This is a genomic window from Pleomorphomonas sp. T1.2MG-36, assembly GCF_950100655.1.
Taxonomy (GTDB): Bacteria; Pseudomonadota; Alphaproteobacteria; order Rhizobiales; family Pleomorphomonadaceae; genus Pleomorphomonas.
In genome coordinates, this window is sequence record NZ_CATNLY010000001.1 from 1,152,638 (window position 1) to 1,172,634 (window position 19,997).

General features: G+C 67.1%; 20 protein-coding genes and 1 pseudogene. 2 read left to right on the forward strand and 19 right to left on the reverse strand.

The features are described 5' to 3' along the window. Positions 1-3: 3 nt before the first annotated feature. From QQZ18_RS05385 to efp, 11 genes and pseudogenes are all read right to left on the reverse strand, one after another. Complete coding sequence (locus QQZ18_RS05385) at positions 4-1,161, reverse strand: FtsW/RodA/SpoVE family cell cycle protein (RefSeq protein WP_284538632.1); 1,158 nt, start codon at positions 1,159-1,161, stop codon at positions 4-6. Then, a complete protein-coding gene (gene murD, locus QQZ18_RS05390; protein ID WP_284538634.1) occupies positions 1,161-2,570 on the reverse strand; it encodes a UDP-N-acetylmuramoyl-L-alanine--D-glutamate ligase in 1,410 nt (469 codons plus the stop codon). The genes QQZ18_RS05385 and murD overlap by 1 nt, the downstream gene beginning before the upstream one ends. Before the next feature lie 13 nt (positions 2,571-2,583). Beyond that, positions 2,584-3,687, reverse strand: coding sequence for a phospho-N-acetylmuramoyl-pentapeptide-transferase (gene mraY, locus QQZ18_RS05395; protein WP_284538636.1), 1,104 nt, complete (start codon positions 3,685-3,687; stop codon positions 2,584-2,586). Positions 3,688-3,806: 119 nt separating this feature from the next. Next, on the reverse strand, positions 3,807-5,234 hold the full coding sequence (locus QQZ18_RS23750; RefSeq protein WP_446728612.1) for a UDP-N-acetylmuramoylalanyl-D-glutamyl-2,6-diaminopimelate--D-alanyl-D-alanine ligase: 1,428 nt from the start codon (positions 5,232-5,234) through the stop codon (positions 3,807-3,809). A 21-nt stretch (positions 5,235-5,255) separates the two neighbouring features. After that, a pseudogene (locus QQZ18_RS23755) lies at positions 5,256-6,692 on the reverse strand (UDP-N-acetylmuramoyl-L-alanyl-D-glutamate--2,6-diaminopimelate ligase); the annotation flags it as partial. A gap of 107 nt (positions 6,693-6,799) precedes the next feature. Further along, positions 6,800-8,485: a peptidoglycan D,D-transpeptidase FtsI family protein gene (locus tag QQZ18_RS05410; protein ID WP_284538638.1), complete on the reverse strand. Its 1,686-nt coding sequence runs from the start codon at positions 8,483-8,485 to the stop codon at positions 6,800-6,802. 38 nt (positions 8,486-8,523) lie between these two features. After that, positions 8,524-8,901 (reverse strand): cell division protein FtsL, encoded by a 378-nt coding sequence (ftsL, locus tag QQZ18_RS05415; RefSeq protein ID WP_284538641.1) that lies wholly within the window; start codon positions 8,899-8,901, stop codon positions 8,524-8,526. Continuing rightward, positions 8,898-9,908: a 16S rRNA (cytosine(1402)-N(4))-methyltransferase RsmH gene (gene rsmH, locus QQZ18_RS05420; protein ID WP_284538643.1), complete on the reverse strand. Its 1,011-nt coding sequence runs from the start codon at positions 9,906-9,908 to the stop codon at positions 8,898-8,900. Before rsmH ends, ftsL begins: the two co-directional genes overlap by 4 nt. Beyond that, a complete protein-coding gene (gene mraZ, locus QQZ18_RS05425; protein ID WP_284538892.1) occupies positions 9,905-10,372 on the reverse strand; it encodes a division/cell wall cluster transcriptional repressor MraZ in 468 nt (155 codons plus the stop codon). The genes rsmH and mraZ overlap by 4 nt, the downstream gene beginning before the upstream one ends. A 606-nt stretch (positions 10,373-10,978) precedes the next feature. Continuing rightward, positions 10,979-11,140 carry an entericidin domain-containing protein gene (locus tag QQZ18_RS05430; protein WP_284538645.1) on the reverse strand — a complete coding sequence of 54 codons (162 nt, stop codon included), beginning with the start codon at positions 11,138-11,140 and terminating at the stop codon, positions 10,979-10,981. Positions 11,141-11,296: 156 nt separating this feature from the next. Beyond that, positions 11,297-11,866: an elongation factor P gene (gene efp / locus QQZ18_RS05435; protein ID WP_284538647.1), complete on the reverse strand. Its 570-nt coding sequence runs from the start codon at positions 11,864-11,866 to the stop codon at positions 11,297-11,299. Positions 11,867-11,973: 107 nt separating this feature from the next. On the opposite strand from efp, the gene epmA reads away from it, so the two are divergent. Next, the gene (gene epmA / locus QQZ18_RS05440) at positions 11,974-13,023 is read left to right on the forward strand and encodes an EF-P lysine aminoacylase EpmA (protein ID WP_284538649.1); all 1,050 of its coding nucleotides are present in this window, start codon (positions 11,974-11,976) and stop codon (positions 13,021-13,023) included. Between the two features lie 323 nt (positions 13,024-13,346). Here the strand turns inward: epmA and QQZ18_RS05445 are convergent, their stop codons facing one another. The 4 genes from QQZ18_RS05445 to QQZ18_RS05460 all read right to left on the reverse strand — a co-directional run bounded on the left by QQZ18_RS05445 (position 13,347) and on the right by QQZ18_RS05460 (position 16,441). Further along, positions 13,347-13,733, reverse strand: a complete 387-nt coding sequence (locus QQZ18_RS05445; RefSeq protein WP_284538650.1) for a VOC family protein — start codon at positions 13,731-13,733, stop codon at positions 13,347-13,349. A gap of 4 nt (positions 13,734-13,737) precedes the next feature. Next, positions 13,738-14,877: an MFS transporter gene (locus QQZ18_RS05450; protein ID WP_284538652.1), complete on the reverse strand. Its 1,140-nt coding sequence runs from the start codon at positions 14,875-14,877 to the stop codon at positions 13,738-13,740. A 73-nt stretch (positions 14,878-14,950) separates the two neighbouring features. Beyond that, positions 14,951-15,721 (reverse strand): DeoR/GlpR family DNA-binding transcription regulator, encoded by a 771-nt coding sequence (locus tag QQZ18_RS05455; protein ID WP_284538654.1) that lies wholly within the window; start codon positions 15,719-15,721, stop codon positions 14,951-14,953. Between the two features lie 81 nt (positions 15,722-15,802). After that, a complete protein-coding gene (locus tag QQZ18_RS05460; protein WP_284538656.1) occupies positions 15,803-16,441 on the reverse strand; it encodes a TetR/AcrR family transcriptional regulator in 639 nt (212 codons plus the stop codon). 73 nt (positions 16,442-16,514) lie between these two features. On the opposite strand from QQZ18_RS05460, the gene QQZ18_RS05465 reads away from it, so the two are divergent. After that, a complete protein-coding gene (locus QQZ18_RS05465) occupies positions 16,515-17,243 on the forward strand; it encodes an SDR family oxidoreductase (RefSeq protein WP_284538659.1) in 729 nt (242 codons plus the stop codon). Positions 17,244-17,247: 4 nt separating this feature from the next. Here QQZ18_RS05465 and hemF read toward each other — a convergent pair whose 3' ends face one another. The 4 genes from hemF to QQZ18_RS05485 all read right to left on the reverse strand — a co-directional run bounded on the left by hemF (position 17,248) and on the right by QQZ18_RS05485 (position 19,993). After that, positions 17,248-18,165, reverse strand: a complete 918-nt coding sequence (hemF, locus tag QQZ18_RS05470) for an oxygen-dependent coproporphyrinogen oxidase (protein ID WP_284538661.1) — start codon at positions 18,163-18,165, stop codon at positions 17,248-17,250. Between the two features lie 110 nt (positions 18,166-18,275). Next, entirely contained in the window at positions 18,276-18,710 is a 435-nt protein-coding gene (locus tag QQZ18_RS05475; protein WP_284538663.1) for a BA14K family protein, read from the reverse strand. A 76-nt stretch (positions 18,711-18,786) separates the two neighbouring features. Continuing rightward, positions 18,787-19,440, reverse strand: coding sequence for a glutathione S-transferase family protein (locus QQZ18_RS05480; protein ID WP_284538665.1), 654 nt, complete (start codon positions 19,438-19,440; stop codon positions 18,787-18,789). A gap of 79 nt (positions 19,441-19,519) precedes the next feature. Continuing rightward, positions 19,520-19,993 (reverse strand): tRNA (cytidine(34)-2'-O)-methyltransferase, encoded by a 474-nt coding sequence (locus QQZ18_RS05485; protein ID WP_284538667.1) that lies wholly within the window; start codon positions 19,991-19,993, stop codon positions 19,520-19,522. Between the last annotated feature and the right edge of the window lie 4 nt (positions 19,994-19,997).

Consider the following 19,997-nt stretch of genomic DNA (forward strand, 5'->3'; position numbering starts at 1 on the left):
GTGTCAGCCTCGGCCGGGCAACGGCGAAAATTCGATCGGCGCCACGAACCGGGTCTGGTCGGGCCGCTTGCGGGTCAGCGCCAGCAGCATGCCCATGGAGAGGGCCACCGCCACCAGCGACGAGCCGCCGTAGGAAATGAAGGGAAGCGTCATGCCCTTGGCCGGCATCAGGTGCAGGTTCACTGCCATGTTGATGCAGGACTGCAGGCCGAACTGCATGATGAGGCCGGTGGCGGCAAGGCGGACGTAGCCGTCATTCTCCTTCATGGCGTGGCTGATGCCGCGCAGCACCACGAAGGCGAACACCAGGGCAAGGCACATGCAAAGGATCAGCCCGAACTCCTCGCCCAGCACGGCGAACACGAAGTCGGTGTGGCTGTCGGGCAGGATGCGCTTGAAGGTGCCCTCGCCCGGTCCCTGCCCCCACCAGCCGCCATTGATGAAGGCTTCCTGCGCCGTCTGCACCTGGAAGGTGTCGCCGACCTCGGGATTCATGAAGCGCTCGATGCGCGAGCGGACGTGCGGCACCAGCGTGTAGGCCGAGAGAATGCCGGTGGCGCCGGCACCGGCGAACACCACGATCCACATCCAGCTCATGCCGGAGATGAAGAACAGGCCGGCCCAGGTCAAGCAGATCAGCATGGTCTGGCCGAAGTCGGGCTGGGCGACGAACAGCGCCGCCACGATGCCGAGCAGCAGCATGGAGAAACTGCGGCCGGGCAGATCGGGCCGCTTCTGCCCCTCGGCGAGCAGGAAGCCGACGAGGATGGCGAACATCGGCTTCATGAATTCCGACGGCTGCACCGACATGCCCAGGATGGTGATCCAGCGGCGCGAGCCCTTGACCTCGGGCCCGATCAGCAGCGTCAGGATCAACAGGCCGACGCAGACGATGAAGCCGGCCAGCGCCGCCCGCCGGATCTGCTTGGGATTGAGGAAGGAGACGCCGATCAGCGTGAAGACGGCGGGAATCGCGAACATCGCCTGCCGTTTGACGAAATAGTAGCTGTCGGCGATGCCGATGCGCTCGGCGACCGCGGGGCTCGCCGCCAGCGACAGCACGATGCCGCCGAAAATCAGCGCCAGGAAGGCGATGAGCAGGAGCTTGTCGACGGTGAACCACCAATCGGCCACCGGGTTGCGTTCGGCACGCGATACCATCAGGCTTTCTCCTGGAATGGCTTGACTCGGGGGTCGGTCAGCACGAGTTCGCGGAAGTGGTCGCCGCGCACCTCGAAGTTCTTGAACTGGTCGTAGGAGGCGCAGGCCGGCGACAAGAGCACCACCGCCTCCCCGCCGGTCGCCTCGGTGGCGGCCAGCGCGTCGGTCAGCGCCTCGACGACGGCGCGATCGAGCGTCTCGACCACCGCATGCGGCGCGGCGCCATCGATGGTGGCGGCGAAGTCTTCGGCCGCGACGCCGATCAGATAGGCCTTGGCGATCTTCGGGAAGAAGCCGCTGAGCGGGCCGATGCCGCCGCTCTTGGGCTTGCCGCCGGCGATCCAGTAGATGTTGTCGTAGCTCGCCAGCGCCTTGGCGGCCGCGTCGGCGTTGGTCGCCTTGCTGTCGTTGACCAGGATGACCGAGCCGGACCGGCCGATCGGCTCCATGCGGTGGGCAAGACCGGGGAAGGTCTCGATGCCGGTCCTCACCTGTTCGAGCCCCAGGCCGAGCCGGCGCGTCGCCGCCACCGCCGCCGCCACGTTCTGGGCGTTGTGGACGCCCTTCAGGATCGGGTGGCCATGCAGATCGTAGACCACGGTCTGGGAAAGCCCCATCGGCTCGATGATGCGGCCCGACACCGCCCAAACACCCTGCGCCACTGAACCACGCGTCGAAATTCGAAGCGTTTCCAATCCCTTGGATTCCCGGCGCGTCGCCATGGCGGTGCTGAGCGCATCGTCGATGCCGACGACCGCCACCTTCGCACCCTCCACCAGCTTTTCCTTGACCGCCGCATAGCCCTCGATGGTGCCGTGACGGTCGATGTGGTCCTCGGTAAGGTTCAGCTGAATGCCGACCGTCGGGTCGATGCCCGGCGACAGGTCGATCTGGAAGGAGGAACACTCGATGACGTAGAAGCGGTCGGGGGCGAGGTCCTTGAGGCCGAGCACGGCCGGACCGAAGTTGCCGCCGATCTCGACGTCCTTGCCGGCCGATTTCAGAATGTGGTGGATCAGCGCGGTGGTGGTCGACTTGCCGTTGGTGCCGGTGATGGCGACGAACGGCGCCGAAGGCATGCGGAACTTGCGCTCGCGAGCGAACAGGCAGATGTCGCCGATGATCTCGACGCCGGCCTCGCGGGCGATCTTCACCGACCAGTGCGGTTCGGGGTGGGTCAGCGGCACGCCGGGCGCCAGCACCAGCGCCGAATAGGCGCCGAACTCGGTGCCGCGCCAGTCGGTCACCTGGATCTCGCGCGCCTCGGCGGCGGCGCGTGCCGCTTCGTTGTCGTCCCAGGCGATGACCTCCGCCCCGCCGGCCACCAGCGCTTCGGCCGTGACCAGTCCGGAACCGCCGAGGCCGAACACCGCGACGCGCTTGCCTTTCATCGAGGTGATAGGGATCATCGCCGGAACTCCGTCAGCGCAGCTTGAGGGACGACAGGCCGATCAGCGCCAGCACGACGGCGATGATCCAGAAGCGGATCACCACCTGCGATTCGGTCCAGCCGAGCTGTTCGAAATGATGGTGGATGGGCGCCATCTTGAAGACGCGCTTGCCCGTGAGCTTGTAGGAGGCGACCTGGATGATCACCGACACCGCCTCCAGCACGAACAGGCCGCCGACGATGGCCAGCACGATCTCGTGCTTCACCGCCACCGCCACCGTGCCGATCAGACCGCCGAGGGCCAGCGAACCGGTGTCGCCCATGAAGATGGCGGCCGGCGGCGCATTGAACCACAGGAAGCCGATACCGGCGCCGATCACCGCGCCGCAGATGACGGCGAGCTCGCCCGTGCCGGCCACGAAGTGGATCTGCAGGTAGCTCGAAAAGACGTAGTTGCCGGCGAGGTAGGAGATCAGCGCGAAGCTCGCCGCCGCGATCATCACCGGCACGATGGCGAGGCCGTCGAGGCCATCGGTGAGGTTCACCGCGTTGCCGGCCGACACGATCACGAAGGCGCCGAACGGCACGTAGAAGTACCAGAGGTTGATCATCAGCGTCTTGACGAAGGGGAAGGTCAGCGACGTGGCGAGATGTTCCTCGCTGGGCACCGCCCCGGCCTGCCCGGCCGACATGATGACGAGGCAGGCCAGCATGGCGATCACCGCCTCCAGCATCAGGCGGGCGCGGCCGGAAAGGCCCTTGTGCGACTGCTTGGTCACCTTGAGGTAGTCGTCATAGAAGCCGATGGTGCCGAAGGCGACGGTGACGAGCAGCACCGTCCAGACATAGGGGCTCTTGAGATCGGCCCAGAGCAGCGTCGCCATCAGGATGCCGGAGAGGATCATCAGGCCGCCCATGGTCGGCGTGCCCTTCTTGGCAAGGTGGCTCTTCGGGCCATCCTCGCGGATCGGCTGGCCCTTGCCCTGGCGGATGCGCAGCGAGGCGATGATGGCCGGCCCGAACAGGAACACGAACAGAAGCGCCGTGATCACCGCCGCGCCGGTGCGGAAGGTGATGTAGCGAAACACGTTCAGGACCGACAACTGCCCCGCCCAATCGGCCAAGTAGACCAGCATTTTCCCAAGCTCTCCATTCCATCGTTGCGGCTGGGGCATTCCCCGCCCTCGTGCACCGCAGCGCGGCCCCGTATTAGTCCGTCTTTTCCGCCTTGCCTACCCGCGTCGGGCACGACAACTCAGGTGGTCGCCTCGCTGCCGAAACGCGCGATCAGCGCCTCCACCAGCGGCCCCATGGCGCTTCCGAGCGACCCCTTGACCATCAGCACGTCGCCGGCCCTGACATCGTCGAGAAGCGTGTCGGTGAGTGCCTTGGACGTCTCGGCATAAGCGCCGCGCATGCCGCGCGGCAGCTCCTGCCAGAGGTTGTGCATCAGCGGCCCGGCGCAGAACACCGTGTCCACCTTGGCCGCTTTCAGCGGCTCGGCCAGCCTGGCGTGCAGGTCCGCCGACCCCGGCCCGAGTTCCAGCATGTCGCCGAGCACGGCGACGCGGCGCCCCTGTCCTTCCACCACGGCCGAACCGAGCAGCTCGATCGCCGCCCGCATAGAGGTGGGATTGGCATTGTAGCTTTCGTCGATCAGCCGCGCTGTGCCGCCGAACACCGCGAGTTCGTGGCGCTTGCCGCGCCCCTTCGGCTGCTGGTGCGCCTGCAGCGCCAGCATCGCGCGGATGAGATCGCCGCCGACGATCTTCACCGCCGCCAGCACGGCGAGTGAGTTCTGGGCGATGTGCCGCCCCGGCGCGCCGAGCTTGTAGGTGACCGTCTCGCCGAGGATATCGGCGGTGATGGCGGTGCAGGTCTCGTTCAGCGAGCACTTGATCAGCCGTGCCGCGGCATCGGGATGCTCGCCGAAGAACACCACCTTGGCGCCACGGGCGCGGGCCCGCTCGGCCAGCAGCGCCGAGAACTCGCCATCGCGGTTGAGAATGGCGGTACCGCCCGGCTCCAGGCCGGCGAAGATCTCGGCCTTGGCCTCGGCGATCGCCTCGACGGAGCTGAAATGCTCGAGATGCACCGGCGCCACCGTCGTGACGATGGCGACATGCGGCCGCACCATGCGGACCAGTGGCGTGATCTCGCCGGGGTGATTCATGCCGATCTCGAACACGCCGTAACGGCTGCCGGATGGCATGCGGGCGAGCGTCAGCGGCACGCCCCAATGGTTGTTGAACGAGGCGGCCGAGGCATGCACGGCACCCGACGGCGCCAGCGCCTCGCGCAGCGCTTCCTTGGTCGAGGTCTTGCCGACCGAACCGGTGACGGCGATCACCTTGGCGGCGGTGCGCTCGCGCGCCCGGATGCCCAGGCGGCCGAGGCTGGCGAGCACGTCGTCCACCACCACCAGCGGACCGGCGTCGGCCGGCAGCGCGGCGCGCTTCTCGCCCGACACCACGGCCACCGCCGCGCCCTTGCGAAGCGCACCCTCGACGAACTCGTGGCCGTCGAAGCGGTCGCCGGCGATGGCGAAGAAGGCCCCGCCGCGCTCGACGGTGCGGCTATCGATGGAAATGCTGTCGACGGGCGGTACCACACCCTCGGCCCGGCCACCCAACGCCTTGACGAACTCCTGCGGCGACCACAGCGACCGGTCGGCCGGGGTCACGCCGGGCGCTGCCAGCACCGCCTCGTGGTCGGAATAGTGAACGGTCTCGCGGCCGATGATCTGGCCGGTCTCGTGGCCCTTGCCGGCGATCAGGAACACGTCGTCAGGGCCGAGCATGGCGATGCCTTCGCGCACCGCCGTCGTGCGGTCGCCGATCTCGACGCCGCCCGGGCAACCGGCCATCACTTCCCTGCGGATGGTTGCCGCCACCTCGGTGCGCGGGTTGTCGTCGGTGACGATGGCGACGTCGGCAAGGCGGGAACACACCTCGCCCATCTGCGGCCGCTTGCCCTTGTCGCGGTCGCCGCCGGCGCCGAAGGCGACGATCAGGCGGCCGGAGGTGAAGGGGCGGAGCGTCTGCAACGCCACTTCGAGAGCGGCCGGCGTATGGGCGAAATCGACAAAAACCGGCGCGTCGGACGGCGCGTAACCGACCAGTTCCAGCCGTCCCTTGGCGCCCTTGATGCCGTCGAGCGCGTCGAGCGCGTCGCTGAGCGATACCGAGCCGTCGGCGGCGGCGAGCGCCGCGGCGACCAGCGCGTTCGATACCTGGAAGGCGCCAACCAGCGGGATGCGCACCGGGCGCGGCCCATCGCCGATGTCGACGGTGGCGATCTGAGCCCAGCCGTCGCGGGCGACGTCGAGAATGCGGATGCGTCCGCCGGCGGCACCGACTGTCTGGAGGTCGAGACCGGAGATGCGCGCCGCCGAGGCGAAGGCCTCGCCGTAGACGTCGTCGAGGTTGACCACCGCACCCGAGCCGGGATGCAGGATGGTGTCGAACAGCCGCATCTTGGCGGCCATGTAGGCTTCCATCGTGCCGTGGTAGTCGAGATGGTCGCGCGACAGGTTGGTGAAGGCGCCCGCCGCCACCTCGACGCCGTCGAGCCGGCGCTGGATCAGCCCGTGCGAGGAGGCCTCCATCGCCACGTGGTCGATGCCGTCGGCGGCGAGGTCGTGCAGCGTGCGATGCAGCGTCACCGGGTCGGGCGTCGTCATGTTGCCGTAGGCATCGCCGGCCCTTGTCGTCACGCCCACCGTACCGATCGATGCCGCCTCGTAGCCGGCGGCGAGCCAGATCTGGCGAACGAAGGCGGCGACCGAGGTCTTGCCGTTGGTGCCGGTCACGGCCACCACCGTCTTCGGCTGAGGCCCATAGAAGCGGGCCAGCATGCGGGCGAAGCGCCGGGCCGGGTCGTTATCGCGCAGCACCGGCACGCTGAGGCCGGCCGGCAGGTCGTCGTCGGTGTCGGCGAGCACCACGGCGGCGCCCTTCTCGATGGCCTGGGGAATGAAATCGGTGCCCTTGGCACGGGTGCCGGGCAGCGCCACGAACAGCGAACCGGGGACCACCTCGCGGCTGTCGGCGGTGACGCCGGTGATCGATATGCGGCGCAAGGCCGGATCGAGCGTGAGGATGTCGGGCGCAAGTTCGGCGAGTTTCATATGATCGTCCATTATTTGATCGCGGGACGCCGCACACTGTCCTCGATTTGCGATCTAAATGAGGACAACTCACTCTATCCACACCGCCCTCGCCCCGCCTCCCGCGAGGGGCGGTTTCGTCAGTAGGCGGCCATCAGCGGCACGTCGACGTCGTCGAAACGCGGCTCGACGTTCAGCATCGGGGCGATACGGCCGATGATGTTGCCGGCCGTCGGGCCGGCGTTCATGCCGGCAGTGGCCGGCAGGCCGGGCCGTTCGGGATTCGGCTCGTCGAGAACCACCAGCACCAGGTACTGCGGGTCGTCGATCGGGAAGGTGGCGACGAAGGCGTTGAAGCGCTTGTTGTTGGAATAGCGGCCGTTCTCGACCTTCTCGGCGGTGCCCGTCTTGCCGCCGATGCGGTAGCCGGGGATGTCGGCCGACTTGCCCGAGCCGCCGGGCGCCAGCACGTTGAGGCGCATCAGGTAGCGCATCTGGTCCGAGGTCGACTGCTTGATCACCCGCTTGCCGATCAGGCGCGCCTGCTCTTCGCTGCGCGGGAAGAAGGTCGGCGGAATGAGAATGCCGCCGTTCATCACCGAGCTGGCGGCCATGGCGGTGGCGAGCGGCGACACCGATATGCCGTGGCCGAAGGACACGGTGACGGTGACGAGATCCGACCAGCGCCGGGGCAGGATCGGCCGGGCGATCTCCGGCAGCTCCGTCGGCACCTTGTCCATCAGGCCGATGCGCTTCAGGAACTCCTGCTGGCCCTGCGAGCCGACCTTCAGCGCCTCGCGGCCGGTGCCGACGTTGGACGAGTAGATGAAGATTTCCGGCACGGTCAGCACGCGATGCTTGCCGTGGAAGTCGTTGATGGTGAAGCCGCCGATGGTCAGGCCGCGCGTGGCGTCGAAGGTGTCGTTGAGCGTCACCTTGCCCGAGTCGAGCGCCATCGCCGTGGCGAACACCTTGAAGGTCGATCCCATCTCGTAGACGGCCGCCGAAGCGCGGTTCATGTTGTTGGGATCGAGCGCCTCGGACGGATTCATCGGATCGTAGTCGGGCGCCGAGGTCATGCCGAGGACTTCGCCGGTCTTGACGTTCATCACCACCGCCGCCGACGACTTGGCCGTGTAGCGCTGCATCGCCGCCGTGATCTCGTCGTGCAGCACCTGCTGCACGCGCAGATCGACCGACAGCTTGATCGGCTCGAGGTTGGTGGCCATGCCGGCCTTCTGCAGGTCGCCGAGCCACTGGTCGTCGATGTACTTCTCGATGCCGGCGATGCCCTGGTTGTCGATGTTGACGTGGCCGGTGACGAAGGCGACCGTGCGGCCCGACGGATAGAAGCGCTTGTTCTCGGTGAGGAAGCCGATGCCGGGAATGCCGAGGGCATGCACGGCCGCCTGCTGGGCCGGCGTGATCTCGCGCTTCAGCCAGAGAAAGCCCTGCTTGGAGGCGAGGCGCTGGCGAATGGCGTCGGTGCCGAGGTCGGGGAAGACGGTGGCGAGCTGCTCGGTCGCCTCGTCCGGATCGACGACGCGTCGCGGCTCGGCATAGAGCGAGGCGAACTTGATGTCGGTGGCGAGGATCTCGCCGTTGCGGTCGAGGATGTCGGGACGGGCGGCCGACACCGCCGCCTGGGCGTTGCCCAGCGTCACCGATTCCTGCGGCAGGCTGACGCCCATCTGAACGAGACGGCCGATGATGGTGCCGTAGACCAGGACGAAGCAGGCCGAGGCAAGAATGAGCCGACCGCGCATGGTGTCGCCCGCGCCGCGCCGCGCGGACGCATGAAACTCCTGGCTGGGGGCAGCGGCCACCGGCTCCGCGGACTTTCTGAACGGACCAAACCGGAAGTTCATTGTACCCGTCTCATGTCATCTTGAATTTGCGGCAGCACCGCCGAACCGTCGGCCGAGCGCTCGACCGGCGCGTCGACCGGCGGCACCACCGGCTTCTCGGGAATGTCGGCAAGCGTGCCGATATGGTTGGACGACAGCGGCGTCAGGTTCAGGATGTCCTGATGCCGTTCGAGAAGGTCGCGCATGCGGGCCGGGCGGGTGAGCAAGGCCCACTCCGCCTTCAGCAGCGAAATGTCCTCGCGCGCCTGGGTGATCTCCGCCTGCTTCTGCTTGATGTTCTCGGCGGCGATCTCCGCCTCGTACTTCATGTCGTAGACGGCGGCCGCCGACAGCACCATCAGGAACACCAGGAGGGCGTTGATATAGCGGGTCATGGCCGATCCCTCGTAAGGCTGGGCACGCCAAGCGCGGCGCGATCGATCGGCCGCCCCGGCGCATCGGTGCGGATGCCGACCCTGAGCTTGGCCGAACGGGCGCGCGGATTCGTCGAAAGTTCAGCCTCGCCGGCTTCCACCGGCTGGCGGCCCTCGACGCGGAAGGTGGCGGGCGGCACGGTCGCCTCCGGCCGGTGGCGCGATCCGCCGGCCCGCTCGCGCGAACGGTCGGCGAGGAAGCGCTTGACGATGCGGTCCTCAAGCGAATGGAAGGTGACGACGACGAGCCGGCCGCCCGGCTTCAGCGCGCGCTCGGCGGCCGCCAGGGCGTCGGACAACTGATCGAGCTCGCCATTGACGTGGATGCGAAGCGCCTGGAAGGCGCGCGTCGCCGGGTGCATCTCGCCGAAGCGCTTGCCGCCCAGAACGCTCTCGATGGTCGAGACCAGTTCGGCCGTCCGGCTGAACGGCTGGCCGTCGCGCCGCGCCACGATCGCCCGAGCGATGCGCATCGACTGCTTTTCCTCGCCGTAGATCCAGAACAGGCGGGCGAGTTCCTTGACGTCGAGCGTGTTGACCACGTCGGCCGCCGTCGGGCCGGAAAGGCTCATGCGCATGTCGAGCGGGCCGTCGGCACGGAAAGAGAAGCCGCGCTCGGCCCGGTCGAGCTGCATGGAGGACACGCCGATGTCGAGCACCACGGCGTCGACCGACGCTTCGCCGGCCTCTTCGGCCAGCCTGTCGAGTTCGGAGAAGGTGCCCGGCACCAGCGTCAGGCGGCCCGCGCTGGCGGCGACCGTGTCGGCGCCCGCCTCGATGGCCGTGGGATCGCGGTCGATGGCGATGACCCGGCCGGCGCCGCCGGCCAGAATGGCGCGGCTGTAGCCACCGGCGCCGAAGGTACCGTCGACCACCACCGCGCCCTCGAGCGGCGACAGCGCGGCAAGCACTTCGGCAAGAAGAACGGGAACGTGCGGCGCGGCGCCGGCATCGACAAGCACGGTCATGCGCCGCCCTCCGGCTGCGGGGCGGGCCTCGACGAACGCCGAAGCGCCCTCGCCCGTTCGCGCGCCGTCAATTCGTAGGCGGCGAAGCGGGAAGGCTCCCAGATCTGAAACTTGTAGCCCTGGCCGACGAAGGTCACCTCGTTGGTGATGCCGGTGATCTCCAGGAGCGCCGGCGTCAGGCCGATGCGCCCCTCGCTGTCGATGGTCAACCGGTCCGACGAGCCGTAGAAGGCCGTCGACAGGAGGTCGTGATCCTCGGAAAAGGGCGCGTAGCGGGCAAGATTGCGTTCGATCTCGGCCAGTAGCAGGTTGCCGCCGCAGTCCACCGCCTCCATGTCGATCGACGGATAGCAGTAGAGTCCCTCGAAGCCGTCGCGCGCCAGAACCTGACGGAACGGCGCAGGGATGGATACCCGCCCCTTCCGGTCGATCCTGTTGGTGACGCGCGATACGAAGCCGTTCATCGATCCCCGCAGCCCGCCGCGAGCGGTGCCTGACATCCTGTTCTTGGGGCCGGAACACCGCTCCTTGCGGAGCAATCCGACCTGGCGGCTCGCGTGACGCGGACACGACCGACGGCCATGACGGTCGTTGCATTTTGCAAGCCTCCGCCTCGGCAGCCCCCAGCTTCGATTGCCCGTCCGACTCTCGAATCGAGGGAGACATCGGACTTGGATCACCTGCTTGCCGGGATGATTTGGGATAGCATGGGATCATATGGGGCGTCAACGAAAGCCAAGCGGCACGCACTGCTTGGGAGCAGCTCTCCACATTTATGAGGCGTTAGGCTTAACAAGTGGTTCATCGGCCGGCGAACCGGCCGCAGCGCCCCGAACCATGGCGGATATCCGGGGGCAATCGACCTGTCCGATCATTGTGTCGGGGCAGGCGCACCGACCGGCCGGGAGCACGATCGACGGAAGTTGCCGGAGCCCGGCGAAGGAGCCTTTGGTCAAACGAAAAAGGCCCCGCCGTCCTTGCGGACCGGTGGAGCCTTGAAAAGGTGGCGTGGAGGCTGAAACGGCCCCGTTCGCCCATGTCATCCCATGCCGGGACGAACCGACCGAAGATCAGCGCGCGGCGGCGTTGCCGATGTTGTTGCCGGCGGACTGGGTGGCATTGACGGCGTTGGCCGTGTCCTGGCCTGCTCCACGGATCGTATTGGCGCAGCCGCCGAAAGCGACCACCGAAAGGGCGACGACACCGATGCTGAGGATGGACTTCACGGACATGGGGAATTCTTTCCTGTTGGATCGTGGCCGGACGGCCTGTTCCAGAGACGCGCGAGACGTGCTTTCGGTTCCATCAACACAAAGAAAAACACCCGGAAGACTAGCTTCCGGGTGTCACATGGGCAAAACGGCGAAACTTTCACCGGTTGAAACCGATCAATCCTTGGCGCGTTCGACGTAGGAGGCGTCTTCGGTCATCACCACGATGCGGGTGCCGACGGAGACGAAGGGCGGCACCATGGTCCGCACGCCGTTCGACAGGATGGCCGGCTTGTAAGAGGAAGCGGCCGTCTGGCCCTTCACCGCCGGCTCGGTCTCGACGACTTCCAGCGTCATGCGCGCCGGCAGCTCGATCGACACCGGAATGTCGTTATAGACGCCGATATGGCATTCCATGTTCTCGGCCAGGAAGGGCGCGCGATCGCCGACCACTTCCTTCGGAACGGAGATCTGCTCGTAGCTTTCCATCTGCATGAAGGCAAAGCCATGCTCTTCCTCATAGAGGAAGGTGTAGGGACGTTCGTCGATCATCGCCTTCTCGACCATTTCGGTGGTCTTGTAGCGCACCGACACCTTCACGCCATCGTTGATGCGGCGCATGTCGATCTGGGTCGTGGGCGTCCCCTTGCCCGGATGGAAACTCTCGGCCAGCAGGACAACGTGGAGCTTGTCATCCAGCTCGACGACGTTGCCCTTGCGGATTTGGCTAGCGATGACCTTGACCATGACGTATCGGATATCCTGACAAAAGGGTGGCGTGGCCTCGGAACGGCGGCTCCGGGCGTGCTTCGCGTCTCTCCTGACATTTTTGAAGCGGAAAAGGAAGAGGCGGAATGTACGAAGCGGCCGGAGAATCGCCGTGGTGGTCGGTCGAACGGCACCTTGCGCGCCGTCCCTTCCTTGCCGCGCGCGGCAAGATCAAGCGCGCCATCCGGACCTGGTTCGAAGACGCCGGCTTCACCGAGGTCGAATGCCCGGCCTTGCAGGTCTCGCCCGGCAACGAGGCGCACCTCCACGCCTTCGCCACCGAGAAGATCGCCCCCGACGGTGTCATGGCGCCGCGCTATCTCCATACCTCGCCCGAGTTCACGGCCAAGAAGCTGCTCGCCGCCGGCGAAACGCATATCTTCGATTTCGCCCGCGTCTTCCGCAATCGCGAGAAGGGCGCGCTGCATTCGTCCGAGTTCACACTGCTCGAATGGTACAGGGCGAACGAGCCCTACGAGCAGCTGATGGACGATGCCGTGGCGCTGTTGCGACTTGCCGCAACGACAACCCAACGCGAAAGCTTCGTCTGGCGCGGCCGCACCGCCGATCCCTTCGCCGAGCCCGAAAAGCTCACCGTCGCCGAAGCCTTCTCCCGCTACGCCGGCATCGACCTGCTGGCGTCCCTGACTGACGATCCCGGCGCCCCCGACCGCGACCATCTTGCCACGCAGGCGGAAGGGCGCGGCTACCGCGTCGTCGCCGACGACAGCTGGACCGACATCTACTCGCGCATTCTCGTCGAGAGCATCGAGCCGAACCTCGGCATGGGAAGGCCGACCATCTTCTACGAGTATCCGGTCTGCGAGGCCGCCCTCTCCCGCCCCGTTGCCCGCGATCCGCGCCTTGCCGAACGGTTCGAGCTCTATGCCTGCGGCGTCGAGCTTGCCAACGCCTTCGGCGAACTGACCGACCCGGCCGAGCAGCGCCGACGGTTCGAGGAAGAGATGGACATCAAGGCGCGCATCTACGGCGAGCGCTACCCGCTCGACGAGGACTTTCTCGCCGCCCTCGCCCACATGCCCGAGGCATCCGGCATCGCGCTCGGCTTCGAGCGGCTGGTGGTGCTGGCCAGCGGCGCCCGCTCCATCGAGGACGTCGTCTGGGCCCCGGTCTAGACCTGAGAAAATCGGACGAGGACGACATGAGCAGCATGGTAAAATCCGCCCTCATCATTGGCGCCGCAATATGTATTCACGGTCTCCTGACCGGCGGGAGCATTTCCAGTTCAGACGGGTTCACCTCCGTCAAAATGAGCTCATTCGGCACTGTGTCGCTTTGCACCTATGGTCAGGGCTGTAAAAACTATTGAGTGCAAAGGCTTGCAGTAAAGGCGCTCCTTCTGGAACGCGGCTCGATCCGACTGAGCCGGATCGGCGCTCCCGGAGCTTTTAGGGAGGCATCGTCTTTCGATCGTCGCTTCGCTCCGGCCGAACGATGCCTAGCCGGTGATTTCTATGCGCGTGCCGTCCGGCGCAGCGATCACGGCTTCATAGAAGCCATCGCCCGTCCAGCGTGGCCCCGATACGAGGCATCGATCCGCCTTGCAGCGGGCGGCCAGCGCATCGACGGCCGCCGCGCTGCCCAGCGAGATGGCGACATGGTCCCAGCCGGCACGCTCGGCCTCTGCCGCCGGCTCGACCCACGGCCCGGTCATCAGTTCGATGGAACCGCCATCCGGCAACCGTGCGAAACGCGACCGGAAGCCCGGCCGATTGCGGCTTTCGTAGACGCCACCGATCTCGACGTCAAAATAGCGCGCCCAGAAGGCGGCGGCCGCGTCGAGGTTGGAGGTCCACAGGGCGACATGAGCAAGACGCATGGTCATCCTTTCAGTGCTTCGATCCGGCCACGCGGCCGGCAGTCAGGGTGACAAGCAGCATCAGGGCCGTCAGCATCCACAGCGAGGCGGGAAGGCTGGTCAGCTTGGCGACGAAGCCGATGCCGGCCGGCCCCAGCAGCACGCCGGCATAACCGGCGGTGGTGACGGCGGTCACGGCAAGACCGGACGGCATGACCTTCTGGCTGCCGGCCTTGCGGAACAGGATCGGCACGACGTTGGCCAGCCCGACGCCCACCAGCAGGAAGCCGGCCATGGCGACGGCGACGAAGGGCGCCAGCAACACCACCGCGAAGCCGACAATGCCGATCACGCTGCCCCAGAACAGCGTCGCGCGGTCGCCGACCCGGCCGACCACGGCGTCGCCGAGAAGCCGCATCACCGTCATGGCGATGGAGAACACCATGTAGCCCATGCCGCCATGCTCGGCGCCGACCAGCCCGGCACCAGTGAGATAGAGGGCGCCCCAGTCGAGCACCGCCCCCTCGGCCAGGAAGACGATCGCCGTCAGCACCGCGAGCAGCAGCACGAAGCCACGCGGCAAGGCGAACAGCGGGCCGCCCTCGGCCGCCGTGGTGGTGAGCAGGCGCGGCGCGATGATCACCACGGCCAGCAACATCAAAGCGGACGCCACCAGCATGGTCGGCAGCGGGCCGAGCTGCACCGACAGCAGGAAGATGGCGAACACCGAACCGATGAAGCCGCCGACGCTGAAAAGACCGTGGAAGCCGGACATCAGCGGACGATCCGAGGCCTTCTCCACTTCGACCGCATGAATGTTCATGGCCACGTCGAGCGAGCCGAGCGACCCGCCGAACAGGAACAGCGCCACACCGAGCGTCAGCGGCGTCGACACCACGGCCAGCAGCGGCAGGAACACGGCCATGCCGATGGCGCCGCCGATGATGATCGGCTTGCAGCCGAACCGGGCGCTGAGCACGCCGGTCATCAGCATGGCGACCACCGAGCCGATGCCCAGGCACAGCAGCAGCACGCCGAGCACGCCGTCGTCGACGGCAAGCCGCGCCTTGGCATAGGGAATGAGCGGTGCCCAGCAGGCCACGCCGAAACCGGCCACGAGGAAGGCGAGGCGCGTTGCGAGCCGGGTGGCCGGCCGATCAGCAGATATCATGTTGGCTCCCAGGGCATCCGCCCGAAAGGCTGCGGGCCTTTCCGGATCAGGCGGCTGCATGAAATGGTGATGGTCATGGGGGATCGCCGGCCAGGAGAACATCGGTCCCGGCCTCCCTGAGGTCGGCGACGAGCGCCTCCGGGGCGTCCCGCTCGACGACGAACTGCGAAAAGGCGCGAGCCGGGGCGATGCGATAAGGTGCATGCGCCGCGAACTTATCCGAGGTGACCAGCGCGACGCGGCGGCGGCTCGTCGCCATCACCGCGCGCTTGAAAATGGCGTCGGCATGGTTGAGCGCGCCGACACCATCCTCGGCCGAGACGCTGCAGACGCCGATGAAGGCGAGCTCAATGGCAAGGCGCGTCACCGCCTCGACGGCGACGGCGTCGACCGCCCCGCCGATGGTGGCATCCACCGCCCCGCCGATCATCAGGAGGTCGAGGTCTTGCCGCCCCATCACGGCGGCGGCGACATCCACCGAGTTGGTGGCCACCGTCAGCCCGAAGTCTTCCGGCAGGGCGTCGACCAGCGCCACATGGGTGCTACCGGCGTCGAGAAAGATCAGTTGCCCCCGCCCGACCAGCGGAGCCGCCCGCGCGGCCAACGCCCGCTTGGCCTCCACCCCTTCGCCAAGCCGCGCCGACAGCGGCCTCGTCGCCAGCGGCAGCGCGCCGCCATAGACGCGGCGACAAAGCCCGTCGGCGGCCAGCGCCCGGAGGTCGCGGCGGATGGCATCTTCGGAAACGCCGAACTCGGCGGCCAACTGAACGGACGCCACCGACTGCCCCTCGGCGAGGCGGTCGGCGATCAGATCACGACGGGCAAGCGGCAGTTCTTCGATCATGCGCCGTTATAACGTGCATAAACGAGAACAACAACACGCATAAACAAGTATGAACCGATTTTATGAATCGTTACACATCGATCACCTTGTACAGATCCGAACCGTGCTGACATAGGCGCAGCACATCAGCACCAGTTGACGCAGCACGGCATCGGCCGCCTCGATCGGCAGATTGCGCTCGAAGACGCTACGGACCGTGCCGAAGATGCTGGTGAGCAGCGTCAGCACCACGCCGTGCAGATCGTCGAAGGCGGCGTCGGAGGCGCTGGCGAACATGGCGGCCGTCGCGGTATCGACGCGTCGGGCGAAGGCCTCGATCAGCGGTTCGTTGTCGAGTTCGGCCACCGAGCGGTAGAGCGCACGGGTCACCTCGGCCCGCTCCGTCTTGGCCCGCCAATAGGTCGTCACCAGCGCCTCGACCATGGCCGCCACCTCGGCGCCCTGCTGTGCCCGGCAGGTGGCCTCCACCTTGTCGGCGACGATATCGAGATAGCGCTCGTTGAGCGCATAGAACAGCGCCTGCTTGTGCGGAAAATATTGGTACATGGTGCCGACCGAAACGCCGGCCCGCTCGGCCACCCGTGTCGTTGTCAGGCGGCGCGGTCCGTCGCTGACCAAAACCTGAATGGTCGCCTCGAAGATGGCGTCGAGCGTCACCGCCGCGCGGGCCTGGCGCGGCCTTTTCCGGGGCGACAGATGCGGTGGCGGGCTGGTCGGCAAAAGCGAATCCTCAAACTGAACGATCCTTCATATTCTCGACAGTAGCAGACCACGAGACATGAAGGATGCAACCATGAGCCAAACGCGCCTTGCCCTCGTCACCGGCGCCAACAAGGGCATCGGGCTGGAAATCGCCCGCCAGCTCGCCGAGGCCGGCGTCACCGTCATCATCGGCGCCCGCGATCCCGAACGGGGACAGATAGCGGCCGAGACCCTCGCCGCCCAGGGCCTGACGGTCGAGGCCGTCCGGATCGACCTCAACGACGGCGACAGCATCACGGCGGCCGCCGAGACAATCCGGGAGCGCCACGGCCGCCTCGACATCCTCATCAACAACGCCGGCATCATCGACGCCGAAGACGGCCCGCCGACGTCGGCTTCGCCCGAGGCGGCACGGCGGATCATGGAGACCAACTTCGTCGGCACCCTGGCGGTGACGCAGGCGATGCTGCCGCTCCTGCGCCTGTCGGCGGCGGGGCGGATCGTCAACCTGTCGAGTTCGCTCGGCTCGCTCGCGGTCAATGGCGACCCGACCTCGCCCTACTACTCCGCGCGCCTCATCGGCTACAACGCATCCAAGGCGGCGCTCAACATGCTCACCGTCCAGCTCGCCGCGGAACTGCGCGACACGCCCATCGTCGTCAACGCGGTGAGCCCCGGCTACGTGAAGACCGACCTTACCGGCCACACCGGCTTCATGACACCCGAGGAAGGGGCGAGATTGCCGGTCGAATATGCGCTGCTCGGTGAAGGGGCGGTGTCCGGCCGGTTCGTCGAACCCGCCGGAGAGACGCCGTGGTGAGACATCAGGGCCACTTGGCGAGCGGCGGCATCGACGACAGAATGCTGTCGACGTTGCCGCCGGTCTTCAGGCCGAACACCGTGCCGCGGTCGTAAAGCAGGTTGAACTCCACGTAACGTCCGCGCCGCACCAGCTGTTCCTCGCGCTCGGTCGCCGTCCAGGGCGTGCGCATGTTGGCGCGGACGAGGCGGGGAAAAATGTCGAGGAAGGCGAGGCCGAGATCGCGCGTGAAGGCGAAGTCGGCAGCCCAGCCGGCGTCGGAATGCAGGTAGTCGTAGAAGATGCCGCCGACGCCGCGCGCCTCGCCGCGATGCTTCAGATAGAAATACTCGTCGCACCAGGCTTTGTAGTCGGCATGGTCGATGTGGGGATGGGCGGCGCAGGCCGCCTTCATCGCCGCGTGGAAGGCGATGGTGTCGGGGTCTTCCTGGCTGCGGCGGGCGTCGAGCACCGGCGTCAGGTCGGCGCCGCCGCCGAACCACTGGCGGGTGGTCACCACCATGCGGGTGTTCATGTGAACGGCCGGCACATGCGGGTTCTGCATGTGGGCGATCAGCGAGATGCCGCTCGCCCAGAAGCGCGGATCCTCTGCGGCGCCTGGCATCTGCGCCCGGAATTCCGGCGCGAACTCACCGTGCACCGTCGAGACGTGGACGCCCACCTTCTCGAACACGGCGCCGCGCATCATGCTCATCGCCCCGCCGCCGCCGGGCGCGCCGCTATGGTCGGTGCGCTGCCACGGCGTCCGCACGAAACGCCCCGGCTCCATGCCGGCGGCAGGCGCGCCCTCGTCTTCGATCTCCTCGAAAACGGCGCAGATCCGGTCGCGAAGGTCGGCGAACCAGTCGGTGGCGAGAGCCTTCTTGCCCTCGATGTCGGGCGGCAGCGCGGTCGAGGCGAGAGAGGCGGCGCTGGTCGGCATGAACGATCACTCCGGGTTTTGACGGAGCGTGATTTAGGCGCTTTCACCCGTTCTTGCCAAGCGCCGAGGCGAGACGAAGGCATTTGCCGTCGTCTCGCCCAGCGTTTACGTCAGCGATAATAGGGCGAAACGCAGACCTGTCGCGGCCCGTTGTAGGGCTGGAAGGTGTTGGTGTAGGCGTCATAGGAGCGGTAGCGCCCCTGACACCAGCGCACGTGGCTGACCGGCATCGCAACACCTACCCGCGGGCGCGGCGCCTGCTGGGCGGCCATGCCGCCGATGATTGCCGCGCCGAGGCCGAAGGCGGCCAGCGGGTACCACCAGCCGTCGTTATGGCGGCGATATCCCGGGCGTTGATGGCGATAACCGCGATGGCCGTTCCAGTAACCGGCACGGTCGCGATCCCAGTGCCGTCGGTCTCGATACTGGACCGTCTCGACCTGCGACGAATAGCCACCGACGGAGATGGACGCTGCCCCGGCGGGAATGACGGACGTGATCGCCATGACGGCCGAAAGAGCGGTAGCGGTGATGATCTTGATCATGTTCGGGTCTCCTGGCTGAGGGGCATATAGCCTAAACGCAACATGCCCCTATGGGGTTCCAGCCCGGCCCGGACCGCTATTCGTCGTGTTCGTACTGGGCGATGGTCCAAGGCTCGGCCCGCCCCGCCTCGACCCACTCGGCATAGGCGGGCAGCGTCCGTATCGCCTCCATGTAGGCCCCGGTCTCCGCGTCCACCGGCCAGGAATAGGTCGTGAAGCGGCCGACCACCGGCGCATACATGGCATCCGCCGCCGAGAACGCACCGTAGAGGAACGGCCCGCCCTGGCCGAAACGCTGCCGCGCCTCCTTCCAGAGGGCGAAGATGCGCTTGGCGTCGTCCAGCGCCGAACCGTCGCCCCTCACCTTCCAGGCATAGGTCCGCCGCCAGTTGGCGGTATAGTCGCGCCTCAAATTCTGGAAGCCGGCATGCATCTCCGCCGCCGCCGAGCGCGCATGCGCCCGCGCCGCCACGTCGGCCGGCCAGATGCCCCGATCCGGAAACCTCTCGGCCAGATACTCGATGATGGCGAGGCTTTCCCACACCGTGAGGTCACCGTCCACGAGGCAGGGCACCTTGCCCGTCGGCGACAGCTTCAGGATGGCCTCCTTCCAGCCGTCGACATAGAGCGGCTGCACCACCTCCTCGAAGGGAATGCCGAAATGCCTGAGAACCAGCCAGGCCCGTTGCGACCAGGACGAATACCCTTTGTTGGCGATGAGCAGCTTCATGTCGTCTCTCCGAAACCCGATGCGCGGAGGATCGGGCAAAGCCCCGCCGCCGTCCAACGCATTTCGATGATGCCGGCGATCACGGCGCCTGAACGGTCGTAAAGCCGCCGGTCTGCCGCAGCGCCTCGCCCATGATCATCGCCGCCGACAGCGCCACGTTGATCGACCGCAGCCCCGGCCGCATCGGGATGACGATCCGCCCCTCGGCACGGTCGTGCACCGCCTCCGGAACGCCCGCCGACTCCCGCCCCATCAGCACGATGTCGCCATCCTCGAAGACGAAGTCGGCATAGGGAACCGAGCCCCTGGTGGTCGCCAGCACCAGCCGCCGCCCCGCCGCCGTCGCAAAGGCCTCGAAATCCGCCCAACCGACATGCCGGACCACCGTCGCCATCTCGATATAGTCCATGCCGGCCCGCTTGAGGGCGCGGTCGGACAGGTCGAAGCCGGCCGGGCCGATCACATGCAGCGTCGTGCCGAGGCAGGCGGCGAGCCGGATCAGCGTTCCGGTGTTCTGGGCGATGTCGGGCTGGTAGAGGGCAAGGTCGATCATCAAT

Bases quoted from the DNA above. Each gene is read 5' to 3' on its own strand.
- QQZ18_RS05385 (WP_284538632.1), bottom strand. From the start codon at position 1,161: ATGGTATCGCGTGCCGAACGCAACCCGGTGGCCGATTGGTGGTTCACC.
- murD (WP_284538634.1), bottom strand. From the start codon at position 2,570: ATGATCCCTATCACCTCGATGAAAGGCAAGCGCGTCGCGGTGTTCGGC.
- mraY (WP_284538636.1), bottom strand. From the start codon at position 3,687: ATGCTGGTCTACTTGGCCGATTGGGCGGGGCAGTTGTCGGTCCTGAAC.
- ftsL (WP_284538641.1), bottom strand. From the start codon at position 8,901: ATGACCCGCTATATCAACGCCCTCCTGGTGTTCCTGATGGTGCTGTCG.
- rsmH (WP_284538643.1), bottom strand. From the start codon at position 9,908: ATGACCGTGCTTGTCGATGCCGGCGCCGCGCCGCACGTTCCCGTTCTT.
- mraZ (WP_284538892.1), bottom strand. From the start codon at position 10,372: ATGAACGGCTTCGTATCGCGCGTCACCAACAGGATCGACCGGAAGGGG.
- QQZ18_RS05430 (WP_284538645.1), bottom strand. From the start codon at position 11,140: ATGTCCGTGAAGTCCATCCTCAGCATCGGTGTCGTCGCCCTTTCGGTG.
- efp (WP_284538647.1), bottom strand. From the start codon at position 11,866: ATGGTCAAGGTCATCGCTAGCCAAATCCGCAAGGGCAACGTCGTCGAG.
- epmA (WP_284538649.1), top strand. From the start codon at position 11,974: ATGTACGAAGCGGCCGGAGAATCGCCGTGGTGGTCGGTCGAACGGCAC.
- QQZ18_RS05445 (WP_284538650.1), bottom strand. From the start codon at position 13,733: ATGACCATGCGTCTTGCTCATGTCGCCCTGTGGACCTCCAACCTCGAC.
- QQZ18_RS05450 (WP_284538652.1), bottom strand. From the start codon at position 14,877: ATGATATCTGCTGATCGGCCGGCCACCCGGCTCGCAACGCGCCTCGCC.
- QQZ18_RS05455 (WP_284538654.1), bottom strand. From the start codon at position 15,721: ATGATCGAAGAACTGCCGCTTGCCCGTCGTGATCTGATCGCCGACCGC.
- QQZ18_RS05465 (WP_284538659.1), top strand. From the start codon at position 16,515: ATGAGCCAAACGCGCCTTGCCCTCGTCACCGGCGCCAACAAGGGCATC.
- hemF (WP_284538661.1), bottom strand. From the start codon at position 18,165: ATGCCGACCAGCGCCGCCTCTCTCGCCTCGACCGCGCTGCCGCCCGAC.
- QQZ18_RS05475 (WP_284538663.1), bottom strand. From the start codon at position 18,710: ATGATCAAGATCATCACCGCTACCGCTCTTTCGGCCGTCATGGCGATC.
- QQZ18_RS05480 (WP_284538665.1), bottom strand. From the start codon at position 19,440: ATGAAGCTGCTCATCGCCAACAAAGGGTATTCGTCCTGGTCGCAACGG.
- QQZ18_RS05485 (WP_284538667.1), bottom strand. From the start codon at position 19,993: ATGATCGACCTTGCCCTCTACCAGCCCGACATCGCCCAGAACACCGGA.